The following is a 17,708-nucleotide window of genomic DNA, read 5'->3' on the forward strand; positions in this document are numbered from 1 at the left end:
AAAAAATGGAAGCGCTCCGGACCAGAAGATCCGAAGCGCTTCCACGGGAGGCTCCTTTAGAAGGAGTAGCGTGCGCCGATGGCGTAGCGAGCACCAGTCTGAGTGGCGAAGTTCAGATAGTCGGTCGTGCGACCCACCACCCGGTTCGTCTCATTGGTGACGTTGATGCCTTCGACGAAGACGGTCAGGCCATCGCGAACTTCGTAGCTCGCGCTGACATCGAACTGCCCATACGGTTCAACATAGAGCGGGTTGTTCGCTGTCCCGCTGACGCCGACCGTTGAGGACAGGAACTGATCGCGCCAGTTATAGGCGATCCGGCCCTGCAGCCCGTTCTTGTCGTAGAAGCCAATGATATTGGCCGAGTTGCTGAGGCCGATGAGCGCGAATTGGGGCTCACCATTGGCCGGTTGCATATTGTCGAACTCAACGTCGCCCGACACCACCGTATAGTTGGCAATGGCACCAAAGCCGGTATCGCCGAAGACATGCTGGATGGCAAATTCCCATCCGTCTACAGACGCTTCACGCTCGTTGATTGGAATGGCGATATCGAACTCAAGGATCGGATCCTCACCCGGCACACCGAAGATGTTACCGACGATAGCACCCGTCGAGTCCGTGCCCGTGATCTCGAACGTCGACGGATCGGCGTTATTGAAGATCCACTGACGGATGGCTTTCAGGTCGTTGGATCCGACAGCGGCCACAGCGTCCTGATACCGTTGGCCACCAAATGGCGTTGGCAGATTGAACGGTGTTTCCCGGATGATATCCGTTGCGATGAAGTTATCGACCGTTTTGTAGAAGTAACCAGCCGAGATATAGGACGCTTCGTCGTAATACCACTCCGCAGACAGATCGAAGTTCTTCGACAGGAATGGCAGGAGGCCCGGGTTACCTTGGCTACCGTCACCACCATCGATCCGGAAGCCCGGATTCACCGTCTGACCGCCCTGGATATCAGCATAGCTAGGACGCGTCATCGTGTGGCTGTAGGAAGCCCGCAGGATAAGGTCATCACGCGGATCGAGTTGAAAATCGATCGCTGGCAGCCAGTACTCATACTCGCCCGTCAGCTCGGTGAAGTCCTGCGTACCATCGAAGATCAGGCCGTATTCGTTCTCAGCAACCCACTGTGTTCCAGCAGGAACAGGCACAAGCGCCTGAGAGGTGATGTCGGTCTGCTCATAGCGATAACCAGCGACGATCTTGGCTGGGATACCGTCGAGCTCGAAGCTGGACGCGATTTCGATGAAGCCCGCCAGGCTTTCTTCTTCGGTACGGCGGTCCGTAGTGAAGTCATCGGAGCGGCAGATACCGTCGCCACCGCACGCATTGTACAGATCATCGATGATGCCTGCCATGCGGTCGAAGTCGAACGTGAAGAACTCCTTTTGCATTGCGGGATCATCATGGCCGCCAAACTGGTCGAAATGTCCGGCGAGGTCGGAGCGCACAAAGATATCATCCGGGAGATCGGATGCCGGGCCGGCCCCACCCCAGGTGTCCCGTTGAGCGTTCGCAAACGCAGACCGAACCTTGTTGGTCGTGTTTGACACACCGAAGTCAATGCTATCGATGATGCTGTCATCGAAATCATAGCTGGCGACAAGTTGAAGCTGCTCGATTTCAGTTTTGATGTAACTGTTCGAAAACACCGTACCCGTTGAAATATGGCGGGACGCGTCGATACCGTCGAGGCCTGGCTGGAAGCCAAGGCTCAGCACTGGCATCTCGTTGGAGAAGCTGACGGCCTGGGTCCGAAGCTGCAGGTCGGCTGTGCCGATCACGGCGCTAGTGCCGTAAGGGCTGTCTTGCCCGCTTTCTGCGGACGAGTTGTGGTAGTCAGCGGTGAAGCTGAGATTGTCCGTGGCTTCCCATTCGACGTTGAAGCCGAGAGATTTGTTCTCGCTCTTCGTCGCGAACTTGCCGCCACCCATGGAGAGGTCTGAACCGCCTGGGCCAAAATCTTCCGCATAAATGATCGGGCTGGCGATCGGGCCGTCGGTCCACTCGCTGTACGTGTCGCCATGGTTGAACCAGACGGACATGTCGTTCCGCTCGGTCGCGACCTTGTTCTCGGAGTAGAAATAATCAAGCGTTGCCGTGAGTGTTTCAATCGGGCGAGCCTGCAGGGCCAACTGACCATTGAGGCGCTCGCGGTTCACGTCGGTTAGGCGATAGTTCATGTTCTGTGGCACAGAATAGACATCGTTCGGACCCGGACGGTTGGTCACCTGGGTATCGCCTGGAGGTTGCGGCAGCGTGCCCCAGTCGTTGGCAGAGCCAAGGTATGCACCGCGCCAGCCATCAGCTGTCGACGCCTGCGCAAAGCCGGATTCCCGCTCCTGATAGCTCCCCACCAGAGCGACACCGAATTTTCCGTCAGCGAAGGTGTTGGAGAAAATACCGGAAATTTCTGGTGTGACACTCGTATCATCAATCGGCGACTGATCGATGACCGCCTTCGTGCCGACCGAAAAACGCAGACCCGGTGCATCAAGCGGACGAGCCGTCAGGATGTTCAGCGTAGAACCAATACCGCCGGTCGGAACCGCAGCGCGGCCGGTCTTGTAGACACGGACGCCGGCAATGCCTTCAGAGGCGATGTTACCGAAGTCAAAGCTCCGTGACGCAGGCGCACCGCCTGTCAGGAACGCCGTCGGCATCTGACGACCGTTCAGCAGGACGAGGTTGAAGTCGGGACCGAAGCCGCGAACCGTGACCTGGCTGCCTTCACCATTCTGACGATCGATCGACACACCCGTGATACGCTGCAGGGATTCTGCAAGGTTGGTATCGGGAAACTTGCCGATGTCTTCAGCAGTGATCGCGTCAACGACGCCTTGGCCGTTGCGCTTGACGTCCGCAGACGCCTCAAGCGACTGGCGGATACCGGAGACGATGATCACGTCTTCAGTCAGGGCGTCGTCACTCGTTGTATCCTGCGCAAACGCAGGGCCGATCAAGGAAATCAACGACGCGCTCCCCAGCAGCGCCGCAACTTTCTTGAGTTTATGTTGTTTTGTTTCAAGCATGTTTGCCTCCCTCTAAGTCATCCGGGTTTGACCGGAATTTGATGTCAGTAGTTTTCACTCGGACCACGGACGGATCCTGCCCAAGGAGCGTCCGACAGGCATGCCATGCCTGTCTCCTCATCGCCCTTGCATTGCTCGACGCGGACCCAGTCGATCTGAAAGTCCGCGGGAATGGAGGCGGGATCAAACCCTTCTCCATTCTCATTTTCTGGCAATAGACCGCCTACGGCCAGATTCAGCATCAGGTAGAATGGCTTGTCGAATGGCGCGCCAGGGCCCGTGGCGTTTTCAGCGGCGCTGAACCAGTCATCTGCCTCAAGACGTATGAAAATCGTGTCGTCGACGAACCATTGAATGCGGTCCTGGCCCCATTCCACTGAGTACACATGCCAGTCGGCAACGGGGTCGATGCCATCTTCGCCGGTCGTCTTGGTGGCCAGATATGTGTTCTTGGGCGGTAATTCACCGAAATGCAGGGCAGCGATCGTACGCAGCTCGGTACCGCCGGGACATTCCGCACACGGTGTCCGCAGATTGACGCCTTCCATGATGTCAATTTCGCCGGACAGGGGCCACCGACCGTATTCGGCGCCTTCCGGCATCATCCAGAACGCAGGCCATGTACCCTGTCCCTCAGGCAGCTTCATGCGGGCGGAGAACCGGCCATAGGTCCAAGACGCAAGGTCCTTGGTCCGGACCTTGCCCGACGTATATGATTTCTCGACCGTCCCCTCGCCTGGCTGGCGAAGCTCCGGCGGATGGATTGGCCCTGTGAATTTTTCGGCCCGCGCGCTCAGGATGAGCATGCCATCGTCGACGCGGATGTTCTCATCGCGGCCGGTGTAGCACTGGCGTTCAAAATTACCGCCGCCCCAGCAGGATTCTTCCGGCGCCCATTTTGAGCGATCAAGGGCGTCACCATCAAACTCATCGGCCCAGACCGTCTGCCATTCAGCTTCGCTTGCAGCAGCGTCCTCAGCGGCGGTGTCAGCGCAGGCAGACAGGGCCAGAGGCAAACTCGAGAGGATGATAAAGGCCATAACGCGGCTGGACATTCCGGACTCCCTGAAGCGACTCGGGGGTCACTCCTTATTGTTGGAGGGAGAATGTGCCGCACCCATTTGCTGATCAATTCGTTTGCGGCGGATTGGCCGCTTCATGCGGTCAGTCGGACGGGTTAGCGCTCACAGGGCGATGTTAGCGCATGACAATTCAACACAGAAAATTGGCCTCAGCCCTTTATCGGACTGAGGCCTATGCCATTCCGCACAAGAACGATTTCAAAGGATAATCATCCCCCGGCGGATGAAACCGGTTTCGCAATAAACTCGGTCTTTTAGTCTTTAAGCTCGAAGGACGCACTCAATGTCGCGTCGGAAGACGTGCCGACATAGACGTCGAACGCCCCCGGCTCGACCACATACTCGCCCTTGGCATTGTAGAAGCCGAGCTCCTTGTCGGTCAGCGTGAAGGTCACTTTGCGCTTTTCTCGCGGCTTCAGCGAAATCTTCTCGAACCCTTTAAGCTCGCGCACCGGACGGGCAATACTGGCGAATTTGTCGTGCAGATAGAGCTGTACCACTTCTTCGCCTTCCCGCTTGCCAGTGTTGGTCACCTGCACGGTCACATTGTAACCCTCTGCGGTCGGCTTGACCGACAGATTGCCATAGCTGAATTCCGTATAGCTCAGCCCATGACCAAAGGGGTACAAGGGAGCGTTCTCTTCATCCGTGTAGTGAGACCAGAACACTTCATTAATCGGTCCAGGTCGACCCGTATTCAGGTGGTTGTAGTACACCGGAATCTGGCCCACCGACCGCGGGAACGTCATGGGCAGCTTGCCGCTTGGATTGTATTTGCCGGTCAGGACATCGGTGATGGCGTGGCCACTTTCGTGCCCCAGATGCCAGGCCTGGAGGATTGACGGCACATTTTCGTCAGCCCACGTCAGGATCAACGGCCGCCCGCTCATGACAACCAGAACAACATTCGGGTTTGCGGCATGGACGGCTTCAAGAAGCTCCTGCTGCACACCGGGGAGAGAAATATCCGCCCGACTGCGACCCTCACCGCTCTGCAACGCGACTTCACCAAGCACGATGACGACCTTGTCGGCGCTGCGGGCCGCCGCAATGGCCTCCTCGAAGCCATCGCGGTTGTCCATGTTGACGACAACCTCTTCCGCAAAAGTAGGCTGATTGGTCTGCACGACCGCGCCTTCGGCATAGGTATAATCAAGACCCGCTTCGTCAAAACCTTCAACCACAGAGACGGCAGAGCCCGCCTCACCCTGGCCGCGCCAGTTGCCGATCGGTGCATCCTTGTCGGCCGCCAGGGCTCCGATCAACGCGATCGTTTCTCCTTTTTGGAGCGGCAGAGTGGCATTGTCGTTCTTCAAGAGCACCATGGACCGCTCGGCGACCTTTCGGGCTGCCTCCAGATGCGCGGGCGCCATCAACAATTCGCCTTCACGAGCGTCGTCGAGATAACGGTACGGGTCCTCAAACAGGCCCAGGTCGAATTTCACGCGCAGGACACGGCGAACGGCGTCATCGACCATGTCCATATCGACAGTGCCGGCCTCAACCAGATCCGCCAGGTGATCAAAATAGAGATAGGATTCCATATCCATGTCGGAACCACCCTTGATGGCCAGTTCCGTTGCCTGCAGACGATCGGCGGCAAAACCATGGTCGATCATCTCGCGCCCCGAGGCCCAGTCCGAAACGACGAAGCCGTCAAAGCCCCACTCGCCCTTCAGGATATCCCGCTGCAGAAACGCATCCGCTGTAGCTGGCACGCCGTTCAGCGTATTGAACGAGTTCATCACGGTTCGGACATTTGCCTGTTCAACGGCGGCCCGGAACGGCGGCAGAATCACGTTGTACAGCGTCACAGTGCCGACATCGGCGGCGTTGTAGTCCTTGCCCGATTCAGCAAAACCATAGCCCGCAAAGTGCTTGATGGTCGCGGCGATCGTGTCCGGAGCGGTCAGGTCATCGCCCTGGAAACCTTTGACCCGCGCGACCGCTATGGCGGAGCCCAGATAGGGATCCTCACCAGCGCCTTCCATCACCCGGCCCCAGCGGGGGTCGCGGGAGATATCGACCATGGGCGCAAAGGTCCAGTTCAGCCCCTGGGCGGCGGCTTCACGGGCCGCGACCTCAGCACTCAGCTCGATATAGTCGAGGTCCCAGCTGGCCGCTTCCGCCAGAGGGATGGGGAAAATGGTCTTGTGACCATGAACGACGTCATAGCCAAAGATGGCCGGGATACCGAGGCGAGAATTCTCGACATTGTATTCCTGAATCGTCCGCACATCCTCGACACCGACCACGTTCAGCATGGAACCGACAAGGCCGCGCTTCACGAAGTCGAACCGGGATTCCGACGCATCATCACCGGTGGGCGCCGGGCCGGTCACATCCCAAAATCCGTTGAATTGCGTCAGTTGGCCGACTTTTTCTTCTATCGTCATTTGCGACAGAAGGTCTTCAACCTTCTGATCGGTGATATCATCGGCATGCGCCGTGGAGAAGAGGAGAGCCGAAACGGAGGCGGCGGCAAGGAGAGCGTGCTTCATAAATCAGGGTCCAGATTGTCTAGCGCGGGGCAATTAGGCCAACCAAACCCTAAGGACAGTAAGGCAAAATGCAATCGCTGTGCGGTCGGGCGTCCGCCTGTTGCGGCAAATTGGACGCTGCACCGCAGCATTTCATGGCGTTTTCGTCGTCAATGCTTTGACAGCATCACGATAACTGCGGCTGGATTTCACCGAATGCCCACTGGCCAACACGATTGTTGCCTCGCCTTTAGTCAGCAACTTTACTTCTCGCACCTGCGAAGATGAAATAATCGCAGACCGGTGCACACGGACAAAGCGGTCGAGGGGTAATTCCTCCTCAAATTCGCGAAGTGTTTTCCGGATAGCGTATTCCCGATCCGTGGTGTGGACGAGCGAGTAATCTCCCGCCGCCTCTATCCAGTAAATGTCATCATAGGAGATGAAATAGACAAAGCCGCCATCGCGAATCTTCAGCGTCCGGCTGGTATCCGCTGGTGCCGGTTCCGCGAGCTTCTCATCGCTCGCCGAGGTTTCGGCGACCGCAATCACACTGCACAGGCGGGCCGCTTTCTGGACGGCGCGGGTCACCATTGTCTGATTGATCGGCTTGAGAAGGTAGTCGATGGCATCGACGCTGAAGGCGTCGAGCGCGTACTCGGCATGGGCTGTGGCAAAGATCAGCAGGGGTTTGGGGGTGACGGTGATCTGCCGCGTCGCCGCCACGCCGCTCAATTCAGGCATTTCGATATCCATGATGAGAAGATCGATGCCCGATCCGTTCACGACGCTCAGGGCTTCCTCAACCGATTGGCAGGCTGCCACGATCTCGACCATGCCGGTATCTTCCAGCAGGCTGGCCAGAAGCTTGAGCGCTGGAAGCTCATCATCGCAAATGACCGTTTTCAGCATTTCATGTGCTGCCATGGTTAATTCTGGCCCCGTTCCCTGGTGGCTGGAGGTCTTGGCGCCTCGTCATCAGGCACCCCCCCGGGTCGCCCGGCGTCGATCTTGACACCTGCCGTCTGCTCCTCCCTCATACACAAAAGGGCCCAGGATCAATATGGACAATACTTCGACCGCATCCCTGCCACAGCAAAGCTCAACGACCAGGCAATATTGGCTGTTCCAGATTGCCGGTTGGTCGACCATGACTCTTCTGAGTTATGTCAGCCTCACACTGTGGTACAATCCGGGACAGTGGATGCACGCTCTGCACACGGTGCTCCAATGTGTGTTCGGCCTTTTTGTCAGCCACCCTCTCCGCTATCTGGCACAGCGGGCCTGGAACCTGCCGCTGAAGAAGCGTATACTGACCAATGGGATCGGGATCATCTTCGCATCCCTCCTCTGGACCTCCCTGCGCCTGTTGTCCTTTGAATGGCTGACCGGGCAGAAGGTGCCGCCGGCTGATTATGGCGGCTGGCTGTTCGCATCTGTCATCGTGTACGGATCATGGATCTTCTGCTATCATGCGCTGAAGTACAGCCGCCAGCTGGTCATTCAGAGAGAGCTGGCAACGTCCGCGCAGAATGCTGTTCTGGAAGCCAAGAACCGGGCGCAGGAAGAAAGCATGAAGCGCCTGACGGCGGAAAGCCTCTATCGCGAGGCGCGCCTGCGCATGCTGAAATATCAGATCAACCCGCATTTCCTGTTCAACGCCCTCAACTCCGTTTCGGCGATGGTGCGCAAGGGTGAAGGCGATAGCGCGACGACCATGCTGTCTCGTATTGCAGAGTTTCTGCGGATCACGCTTGAGCATGATGATGAGCTCGAGCACGTGCTGGACGAGGAGATAGAAGTCCTGGATCTCTATCTGAGCATTGAGAAAGCGCGGTTCGAAGATCGTCTGCAAACGGATTTCCGTCTGTCCGATGCCGCACGACAATGCTACGTGCCGAGTTTTCTGCTGCAGCCCCTGTTCGAGAATGCCATGAAATATGCCGTGGGTCGCAGTCTCAAGCCCACGCTGATCAGCCTTGAGGCGTGGGTTGAGGACGGACAGATGGAAATCCGGGTGGCCGATACCGGCCCGGACGTGAACGGCGCTGCCGGAACGGTCGAGCATCCATCCATGGGGATTGGCCTGCGCAATGTTGAGCAGCGCCTGCGCTCATCCTATGGCGACAATTACCGTTTCGACCTGGCGCCAAATACGCCGCAGGGTCTGATGGTATCGATCTCGGTCGCGGCCCGGTCAGATGGCCCGGGTCTGGGACGGGCGACACCAGTGGATGAGCTGTCTCTGACGGCAGATGCCTGACCACACGTGACGGTGGAGAACGTGTCGATTGACTCCCGCCCGCATTGGAACAAAATAAGAACATTATGAGTGTTCGGTTGATCAAAGCAAGCGCCCTTGTCCCCTCCGGCGATCAACAGGCAGCAGGGAAAGATTTTCCCTTCGATCTGGGATCCCAAGGAGTGCATGAGGTGACAGAGGCAGTCCACGGCGACTGGACCGCCGCCATGGGCTTTGCCCTGCATGCCCTTCGCAAGACCCGGCCCGCCTCCGTCCTGTGGGTCAGCCAGCCGCATTTTCAGCGGGAGCACGGCCCCGTCTATGCCCAGGGGCTTTATGACTGGCTACGCCCGGCCCGGCCGGCCCTCCTCTCTGTCAGCCCGTCAAAGGCCAGCGAATGCCTGTGGGTGATTGAAGAGGCGATCCAGTCCGGGGTCCTCTCCCTCGTGGTCGCGGAGACCGGACCGATCAGCTTTACGGCATCGCGTCGCCTCAGCCTCGCCAGTGAGCGCCACGGCACACCGGTCATCCTGCTCATGCCTTACGGCACGCAAGGATCGACCGCCGCTCAGGCCCGATGGCGGATCACCGCCCTGCCCTCTGCCCCCAACCCCTTCGATGACCGTGCGCCCGGGCGGGCCCGCTGGCAGGCAACCCTGGAGCGATGCCGAACAGCCCCCCATGCAACCGGCCATGTGTTTACATTGAGTGCTGATGATGAACCGCTATCTCTCCCTATGGCTGATGGACTGGCCCCTTACCCGATGGCGCCGGGCGCAGCGAATGAACACGCCGAATACGGATGGTTCCGCGGCACAGGATGAGCCCTTTGTCCTGACCGAAACCGGTCCGCAGGGAATGCGTGTGGCCTGCGCCAATAGCGCAGCCCGGCAGCTGGGGATCAATACCGGCCTCAGCTTCAGCGATGCGCGGGCACGAACACCCGGCCTTCTGTCTGCGCCCATTGACCGGGAGGGCGACGCGAAAGCCTTGCGCGCCCTTGGGGAATGGATGATCCGCTGGGCGCCGATCGTTGCCCTTGACGGGGAAGATGGCCTTCTTCTTGAAACCACCGGGTGCGATCATCTCTATGGTGGCGAAGCCGCGATGATGGAGATGATCCGTTCCCGTCTTCATGCCCTTGGCGTCCCCCATCATCTGGGGCTGGCGGGCACGCCCGGCGCCGGCCACGCCCTGTCCCGACGCGGCCTCAACCCTCCCCCCATCCTGAAGGAGGGAGAGGAAAGAGACGGCCTGGCCGGGTTCAGCACGGCGGGCCTGCGCCTTTCCCGTCCGGTTCTTGATCTTCTGAGGCGCTTTGGCCTGACCCGGATCGGGCAACTCTACGGTATTGATCGCAAGGCTCTGGCCCGCCGGTTTCATTCCCGGGAAGCCGCAGATGCTGTTGTCCTGCGCCTCGATCAGGCTTTGGGACTGGTGCGCGAACCGCTCACCCCCATCCGGCCTGCGCCGCGTTATGGCGCCCAATTGTCCTGTCCCGAGCCTCTGATCTCCACCGAAGGGGTCAGTCACGCGCTCAGCACATTGGTGGGTCAGGTCTGTGAGCAACTGTCCGGCAATGGACAGGGGGCACAGCATTTTGTCTTCTCCGCCTTTCGCGCTGACGGGACCATTGCCCGCATCGCCATCCGGACGGCACGACCTGAATGCCTGCCCGATCATATCCTCAGGCTGTTCCGCGAGCGGATTGATGGCCTTGATCCCGGCCATGGACTTGATGTTGTTGAACTGGGTGCATGGCAGACCGGGGCGATGGCCAATGCGCACCGCCCCCTGTCCCGGCAGATGGTGCAGGAACAGATCGACCCGGACGGCATTGCCTGCCTTGCGGACCGCGTCACGGCTCGGCTTGGTGAAAACCTCGTGGTCGTTCACCAGCCGGTCGCCTCCCACCTGCCCGAGCGGCGGGAGAAGCGTCGTCCCTTTACCGGGCAATTACCAGCCGCCTGGCCCGCTGCACCGTCCGGCACCCCGCGCCCCTTGCGCCTGTTTGCCATGCCTGAACCGATCAGCGTGATGGCCGAAGTGCCCGATGGCCCGCCATTGCGTTTCCTGTGGCGACGCGTCCCCCGCCAGGTCAGCCGGGCCGAAGGGCCTGAACGGCTGGGCCCTGAATGGTGGCATCTTGAAGATCGCCGTGCCCGCACGCGGGATTACTACAAGGTCGAGGACCAGCAGGGGTACCGCTACTGGATCTATCGCGAGGGCCTGTATGATGACGGGCGCGGCGGTTCACCGCTATGGTTCGTCCACGGTCTTTTCCCATGATCGCCTATGCCGAACTGGCCGTGACCAGCAATTTTTCGTTTCTGCATGGCGCGTCTCATCCAGAAGAACTGGTCGGTGAAGCCCGCACGCTGGGGCTCTGTGCCATAGGCATTGCGGACCGAAATACCCTGGCCGGGGTGGTCCGGGCCCATGCCGCCGCGAAGATGGTTGAGCTGGATCTTCTGGTGGGTGCACGCCTGATCCCGACCGATGGCCCGTCCTTCCTGTGCTACCCCACCGACCGCGCCGCCTATGGCCGTCTGTCCACCCTCCTCTCCGCAGGAAAGAGACGCGCGCCCAAGGGCGAGTGCCATATCACCATGGCGGACATCCACACCCATGCCGACGGGCAGATCATGATCGCCCTGCCCGATGATATTCATGACCTCGGTGCGCTTCTGCCCGGCTTGCGATCCGCTTGGGGGGATCGTCTGTATCTGGCCGGACAGTATGATTATCGCGGCCAGAACCGTGAACGCCTGGCAAAGCTGCACCAGCTCAGCCAGATATCCCGTGTTCCGCTCGTCGCCATCAATGACGTGCTGTATCACGCCGCACACAGACGACCATTGCAGGATATGGTGACCTGCATCCGGACCCGTCAGACGATAACGGAGGCCGGCTTCACCCTTGAAGCCCACGCCGAGCGGCACCTGAAAGCGCCGCAGGAGATGAACCGCCTGTTCCGGGGATTTGAAGACGCGCTTTACAGAACCCGTGAGATTGCGGATCGATGCCGGTTCAACCTTGATGAGCTGAGATATGAGTATCCTGATGAAACCATTCCGCAGGGACTTACCCCACAGCAGCATCTCGAAAATCTGACATGGGACGGCGCCCGACGACGTTACGGACCGCACATTCCCGATCGCGTGGCAGCGTCCCTGCGCAAGGAACTGGCCCTGATCGAAGAGCTCGATTACGCCCCCTATTTCCTGACCGTTCACGATATTGTGGCCTGGGCACGGGAGCAGGGAATTTTGTGCCAGGGCCGCGGATCTGCGGCGAACTCCGCCGTCTGCTTCTGCCTGTGGATCACCAGTGTTGATCCGGATACCACCAGTCTGCTGTTCGAGCGGTTCCTGTCAAAGGAACGAAAGGAGCCGCCCGATATCGATGTGGATTTCGAGCATGAACGACGCGAAGAAGTCATCCAGCATATCTATCAGCGCTACGGCCGTCACCGCGCGGCGCTGACCGCGACCGTTGTCTCCTATCGTCCGCGTTCGGCCGTTCGTGAGGTCTGCAAGGCCCTCGGCCTGACAGAAGATATTGCTGCTGCCTTGGCGGGCACGGTCTGGGGCAGCTGGGGAGACGGCATTCAGGACAAACATATCCGCGAGGCCGGTCTTGACCCGCACAATCCCATGCTGCGCCGGGCCATGCTGCTGACCCACCAGCTGATCGGGTTTCCCCGGCACCTGTCCCAGCACGTGGGCGGCTTTGTCCTGACCCGCGGCCCCCTCGTCGAAACGGTGCCCATCGGCAATGGCGCCATGGCCGACAGGACGTTCATTGAGTGGGACAAGGACGATATTGAAACCCTGGGCATCATGAAGATGGATGTTCTTGCCCTGGGTATGCTGAGCTGTATCCGCAAGGCGTTTGATTTCCTGAAAGACCACAAATCGACGGATCTGTGCCTCGCCACGATACCGGCAGAAGACAAGTCAACCTATGACATGCTGTGCCGGGCTGACAGCCTTGGCGTCTTCCAGGTTGAGAGCCGTGCACAGATGAACATGCTGCCGCGGCTCCGTCCCCGAACTTTCTACGACCTTGTCATTGAAGTCGCGATCGTCCGCCCCGGCCCTATCCAGGGGGACATGGTGCACCCCTATCTGCGGCGACGAAGCGGATCGGAAAAAGTCAGCTATCCCAGTCCCGGGGCTGCTTTTGGACCGCCGGATGAGCTGGAGCGTATTCTCAAACGCACCTTGGGCGTACCCCTGTTTCAGGAACAGGCAATGCAGATTTCCATCGACGCCGCCAAGTTCACACCCGAAGAAGCCAACGGCCTGCGCCGGGCAATGGCCACTTTCCGCAAGGTCGGGACGATCCAGAACTATGAAACCATGATGGTCGAACGCATGGTGGCTCGCGGCTATGAGCGGGAGTTCGCGCAGCGCTGTTTCGACCAGGTGAAAGGATTCGGCGAATATGGCTTTCCCGAAAGCCATGCAGCCAGCTTCGCCCTCCTCGTCTATGTCTCCTCGTGGATCAAATGTCACCACCCGGACGTTTTCTGTGCCGCCCTGCTGAACAGCCAACCCATGGGGTTCTACGCCCCGGCGCAGATTGTCCGGGATGCGCGGGAGCACGGCGTGGACATCCGCCCTGTCGATGTCAATCTGTCGGATTGGGACAATATGCTTGAACCGACTGATGGCCCCCATCTCGCGGTACGCCTCGGGTTTCGTCAGATCACGGGGCTGCGGGAGGATGAAATGGAAACGCTGATGGCCGCTCGCGGCGCGGGCTATGCCCGGCCCGATGATATTCGCCGCCGCACCCGCCTGCCCCGCCGCACGCTGGAAACGCTGGCCGCGGCGGACGCTTTTGGTTCCATGGGTATCGGGCGGCGTGAGGCCCTGTGGGCGGTGCGCGGCGAGGCGGTGCAGGAAACCCTGCCCCTCTTTGCAGCAGCTGATATTGCCGAACAGCAGGACGATGCGGCGGTTTTCCTGCCTGAAATGCCATCGTCAGAACACGTCATACAGGATTATCAGACGATGCGCCTGTCCCTGAAAGGTCATCCGATGGCCCATGTTCGCGAACGCTACAACCGCCGCCGGATCGTAACGACCAGCGCCCTGCAGACTGCCCCCAACGGCGCGCGCCTGCAATGCGCCGGCGTGGTCCTGATCCGTCAGCGCCCGGGTTCGGCCAAAGGCGTGTTCTTCATCACCATCGAAGATGAAACCGGCGTTGCCAATATTATCGTTTGGCCCAGAGTGGGCGAACGGTATCGGCCCATCCTCATGGGCGCGCGTATTTTGCTGGTCCGCGGCAGGGTTCAGCGCGGCGATGGCGTAACCCACCTTGTCGCCGATGAGCTGGTCAACCTGACGCCCGATCTGGCGTTGCTGTCAGAAGACGTCAGGCGCGATCCACTGGCCAATGTTCTGTCCCGTGCGGATGAAATTGTCGGCGGCTCCCCCGACAAACGCGGCGTGCCCGACGGCCGTCCGGTCTACCACCCCCGGAATGTTCGTGTAATACCGAACAGCCGGGACTTTCATTGAGCCGATCAGCCCGGCTTCCCTGCCGCACAATAGCGGGCAATAAATTCCGCATGAGTCGGCAGTTTCGCCACCGTGCTGGCAATGTTTGACCGCATGGTCTCAAGAGCCGACTTCGCCTGCGCCGTCGACATCATGTGCCCCATACGGTGATAGCCCTCGACACGGGCGCGCTGCCCCAGCATCACCTGCACCCAGCTGTCGACCCGGAACAGATCATCGGGCGCCTGATAGGCGTGGCCGTGCTCCCGAAACAGGTCAATCCGTTCCTGCAACGTGTCGGGAATAGACATGTCCCGGCACCGGCGCCAGAACGGGCTGTCATCCCGCTCTGTCAGCTTGTAGTGCAGGATCAGGAAATCCCGAATCTGGCGCAGATCATTCGCTGACTGATCATTATACCGTGCTGCGATCGCGGGTGTGATGCCACTGAACGGGAACAGCTGAATCAGCCGTGTCGCTGCTATCTGGATGAGATGAATACTGGTGGATTCCAGCGGCTCCAGGAACCCACTGGAAAGCCCCATCGAGACGACGTTTTTGTTCCAGATCTTCTTACGTCGCCCTGTCTGATAGCGAATGAGTCGCGGATCCGTCAGCGTACGCCCTTCGACATTCCCAAGCAGTCGCGTCTGCGCCTCATCGTCGGAAAGGTATTCGCTGCAATAGACAAGTCCGTTCCCTACGCGATGCTGCAGCGGGATACGCCATTGCCAGCCCGCGTCATGGGCCATGGCCCGCGTATAGGGTCGCGCCGGCTCAACCGCCTCAGTCTGAACAGCAAAGGCGCTATTAGTCGGCAGCCATTCGCTCCAGTCCTCAAACCCGGTCTGCAATGTTCCTTCGATCAGGAGGGCGCGGAAGCCGGTACAGTCAATGAACAGGTCGCCTTCGATCCGCTCCCCGGACTGAAGGACCAGCGCCTCGACATGACCGTCGGTACTGCGCTGCTCCACCCGGTCAATGCGCCCCTCGACCCGCCGCACACCCGCCTCTTCGCTCTTTTTACGGAGGAATTGCGCATACAGGGTCGCATCCAGATGATAGGCGTAATTGATCGGGCTTTTCTCGGATGTGGCGAACTTGCCAGCTTCCGCCGCCTGCAGTTCAAAGCAATAGTCACCCAGATCCGTCGCCAGATCTTCGGCCTGTGCCCGGCGCCAGACATGGTGGAAATCCGCCATCCATGTTGATCGGCCAATCTGGCCAAAGGAGTGAATATACCTGTCGCCTATCCGGGCCCAGTTTTCAAATGCGATACCAAGCTTGAACGTCGCCTGAGTCGCCTTCATGAATTCCTGTTCGTCGACACCGATCAGGCGGTGGAAAGTACGGTGTGTAGGGATGGTTGCTTCACCTACTCCCACGGTACCGATCTGATCTGATTCCACCAGAGTGATCGACAGCAGTGGCCCGAGTTGCTTGGACAGTGCGGCGGCGGTGATCCAGCCCGCCGTACCACCCCCGGCAATTACGACTTTCGTCACTTTTTGATCAGACATACCGATCCTCTCTACCGGTTCAGACGCTGCAGCAGATTGGCGCGCAGGCGCCGCGCTGTCATCGGATCCATCGGTCCCAATGGTCCCGCCGCGGCAGCCGGAAGATGGGCACCAGCCCGATCCGACGGACCAAAGATATAATACTCAAATACGTTTTTCCACGCTTCTTTCTCCGCCATCGGACGATCGCGCAAACTGAGAAGCGCGTGAAGGACCGTGTTCATCGGCGTATCCATATGCCCCGCCGCAACGTTCCACCAGTAATTGACCATGACGTTGAAATCATCCAGCGCCTCTACGTGGTGCCACCACATGGCCGGATAGATCAGGATGTCACCGGGTTCGAGCTCGGCCACTTCCGCCACCGCCTCGGCATTGCGAAAGTTGGGATACCGATCATAGTCCGGCTGCCGGAAATCGACCATACTCACAACTTGTCCGCCCGGCGTTGGCTCCAGCGGACCGGGATACAGATTGGCAATCTGATCAGGCGCAAAGAGCGTGAAACGACGGCGTCCGACCAGGCAGCAGGCCATATTGTTGGACATGTCGAAATGCGCCGAAGCGGTAGTCCGCGTGCCAAGCCACATGCTCACCAGTGGTGGATTGGCATCAAAGGTAGATGCGTTCAGCGTGAGGTCATTCTCGGCGCGGAACCCGGGCAGGAACATATCGACATCCGTCGACCCGATGTAATAGCTCGGCGCATCCGGATTGTTCATATCCGTACGTATGCGTTGCATATAATCGGCCAGCTGGTATCGACCGGCATCAAAATTGAAGCCGCTCAGGTCGTCATTATAGAAATAAACGCCCTCCGACCCCGGATGCCCGGTATAGCCGACGATGGGCCGCCCGGCATCGAAGCCCAGAATATAGTCGATTGCAGCGTCTGCTGACTGCAGCCCCTTGGCGACCAGCGGCCAGTCCGCGGCGCCCCCTTTCAGGACAAAGGGTTTATTCGCTGCAATCAGATCGTCATAGGGTATGGATTTGGGATCGATACCCTCGATGACTTCTGTCCGCCGACTGACACGCACCATCGCCTCTGCCTTGCCTAGCCCGCTGCCTGTTGCAGCCGCAGCGTCTTGAGGTCGATCAGCCGCCGCACATTACCGAGTGACGCAATGAGCATATAGGTCGCCCCCAGATAACCTTCTGCGCTCAGTTCAGCCAGCGCATCGCCATCAAGCTGACGCAGTTTTTCCTCGCTCACGGTTGAGTAGCCCGAAACGCCGATCTTGTTTTCCTCGCTCAGCTGGATCTCCAGCTTGAGGGGTTCGATGAGATCGAATTTTTCCAGCGCGGCAAACAATTTCTGACTGAACTCCAGTCCTTCGTGCAGAATTCTCAGCACACCGCTGACATATTCAAGATAGGGCGAATTGCCGCCCTGTGGCAGGAAGACAGGGTGACCTTCGGTCTCGCTGACGCGGGGGTGGTCGAGGTCAATGTGAATCATCGGCTCACGGACGTCGCCGTCGTCCCCGGTATGCGACTGAAATCCGATGCTGAATGGCCCCCGCTGCTGAATGGCGGGAATATAGCGGGCCTGCCATCCTTGGGGTGATAGAAAGAGGTTCTCCCCGTTTTCAAAACCGAGAAGCGCAACCGTCTGATAAGCGTCGTTTGAATCCTTCACGAGCAGGATCGGATATTCCCGCTGAACATCTGCATACTCTGCCGGAAAGACGAGCACGCGATTGACGTCATCGCCAAACTCAGGGCCGTGCGTGGTCACCACACGAAGGTTCTGGTGATCCACATTATTTAACAGGGCAATTTTTGACATCATTTCATCCCGATGGGCCTTACGCGGCCGCGTCTTAT

General features: G+C 59.2%; 11 protein-coding genes. 4 read left to right on the forward strand and 7 right to left on the reverse strand.

All coding sequences use genetic code 11. The features are described from left to right. Nucleotides 1–56: 56 nt before the first annotated feature. The 4 genes from RUI03_RS10930 to RUI03_RS10945 form a co-directional block, all read right to left on the reverse strand. A complete protein-coding gene (locus RUI03_RS10930; RefSeq protein ID WP_317287495.1) occupies nucleotides 57–3,041 on the reverse strand; it encodes a TonB-dependent receptor in 2,985 nt (994 codons plus the stop codon). 44 nt (nucleotides 3,042–3,085) lie between these two features. Then, a complete protein-coding gene (locus tag RUI03_RS10935) occupies nucleotides 3,086–4,096 on the reverse strand; it encodes a glycoside hydrolase family 16 protein (RefSeq protein ID WP_317287496.1) in 1,011 nt (336 codons plus the stop codon). A 281-nt stretch (nucleotides 4,097–4,377) separates the two neighbouring features. Next, nucleotides 4,378–6,624, reverse strand: a complete 2,247-nt coding sequence (gene bglX, locus RUI03_RS10940; protein WP_317287497.1) for a beta-glucosidase BglX — start codon at nucleotides 6,622–6,624, stop codon at nucleotides 4,378–4,380. Nucleotides 6,625–6,756: 132 nt separating this feature from the next. Further along, nucleotides 6,757–7,530, reverse strand: a complete 774-nt coding sequence (locus RUI03_RS10945; RefSeq protein ID WP_317287498.1) for a LytTR family DNA-binding domain-containing protein — start codon at nucleotides 7,528–7,530, stop codon at nucleotides 6,757–6,759. Nucleotides 7,531–7,666: 136 nt separating this feature from the next. On the opposite strand from RUI03_RS10945, the gene RUI03_RS10950 reads away from it, so the two are divergent. The 4 genes from RUI03_RS10950 (at nucleotide 7,667) to RUI03_RS10965 (ending at nucleotide 14,379) form a co-directional block, all read left to right on the forward strand. Further along, nucleotides 7,667–8,866, forward strand: a complete 1,200-nt coding sequence (locus RUI03_RS10950) for a sensor histidine kinase (protein ID WP_317287499.1) — start codon at nucleotides 7,667–7,669, stop codon at nucleotides 8,864–8,866. A 65-nt stretch (nucleotides 8,867–8,931) separates the two neighbouring features. Beyond that, complete coding sequence (locus RUI03_RS10955) at nucleotides 8,932–9,669, forward strand: hypothetical protein (protein WP_317287500.1); 738 nt, start codon at nucleotides 8,932–8,934, stop codon at nucleotides 9,667–9,669. Next, nucleotides 9,629–11,134, forward strand: a complete 1,506-nt coding sequence (locus tag RUI03_RS10960) for a DNA polymerase Y family protein (RefSeq protein ID WP_317287501.1) — start codon at nucleotides 9,629–9,631, stop codon at nucleotides 11,132–11,134. Before RUI03_RS10955 ends, RUI03_RS10960 begins: the two co-directional genes overlap by 41 nt. Next, nucleotides 11,131–14,379 carry an error-prone DNA polymerase gene (locus tag RUI03_RS10965; RefSeq protein WP_317287502.1) on the forward strand — a complete coding sequence of 1,083 codons (3,249 nt, stop codon included), beginning with the start codon at nucleotides 11,131–11,133 and terminating at the stop codon, nucleotides 14,377–14,379. The genes RUI03_RS10960 and RUI03_RS10965 overlap by 4 nt, the downstream gene beginning before the upstream one ends. Before the next feature lie 5 nt (nucleotides 14,380–14,384). Here the strand turns inward: RUI03_RS10965 and RUI03_RS10970 are convergent, their stop codons facing one another. The 3 genes from RUI03_RS10970 to RUI03_RS10980 are packed head-to-tail and all read right to left on the reverse strand — an operon-like array spanning nucleotide 14,385 to nucleotide 17,673. Beyond that, nucleotides 14,385–15,878 carry a tryptophan halogenase family protein gene (locus RUI03_RS10970; protein WP_317287503.1) on the reverse strand — a complete coding sequence of 498 codons (1,494 nt, stop codon included), beginning with the start codon at nucleotides 15,876–15,878 and terminating at the stop codon, nucleotides 14,385–14,387. Nucleotides 15,879–15,889: 11 nt separating this feature from the next. Continuing rightward, nucleotides 15,890–16,921 carry a cupin-like domain-containing protein gene (locus RUI03_RS10975; RefSeq protein WP_317287504.1) on the reverse strand — a complete coding sequence of 344 codons (1,032 nt, stop codon included), beginning with the start codon at nucleotides 16,919–16,921 and terminating at the stop codon, nucleotides 15,890–15,892. A gap of 14 nt (nucleotides 16,922–16,935) precedes the next feature. Next, nucleotides 16,936–17,673 (reverse strand): SapC family protein, encoded by a 738-nt coding sequence (locus tag RUI03_RS10980; RefSeq protein ID WP_317287505.1) that lies wholly within the window; start codon nucleotides 17,671–17,673, stop codon nucleotides 16,936–16,938. Nucleotides 17,674–17,708: the final 35 nt, after the last annotated feature.

Origin of the sequence: Parvularcula sp. LCG005 (assembly GCF_032930845.1) — a bacterium.
In the GTDB taxonomy this organism is placed as follows: Bacteria; Pseudomonadota; Alphaproteobacteria; order Caulobacterales; family Parvularculaceae; genus Parvularcula.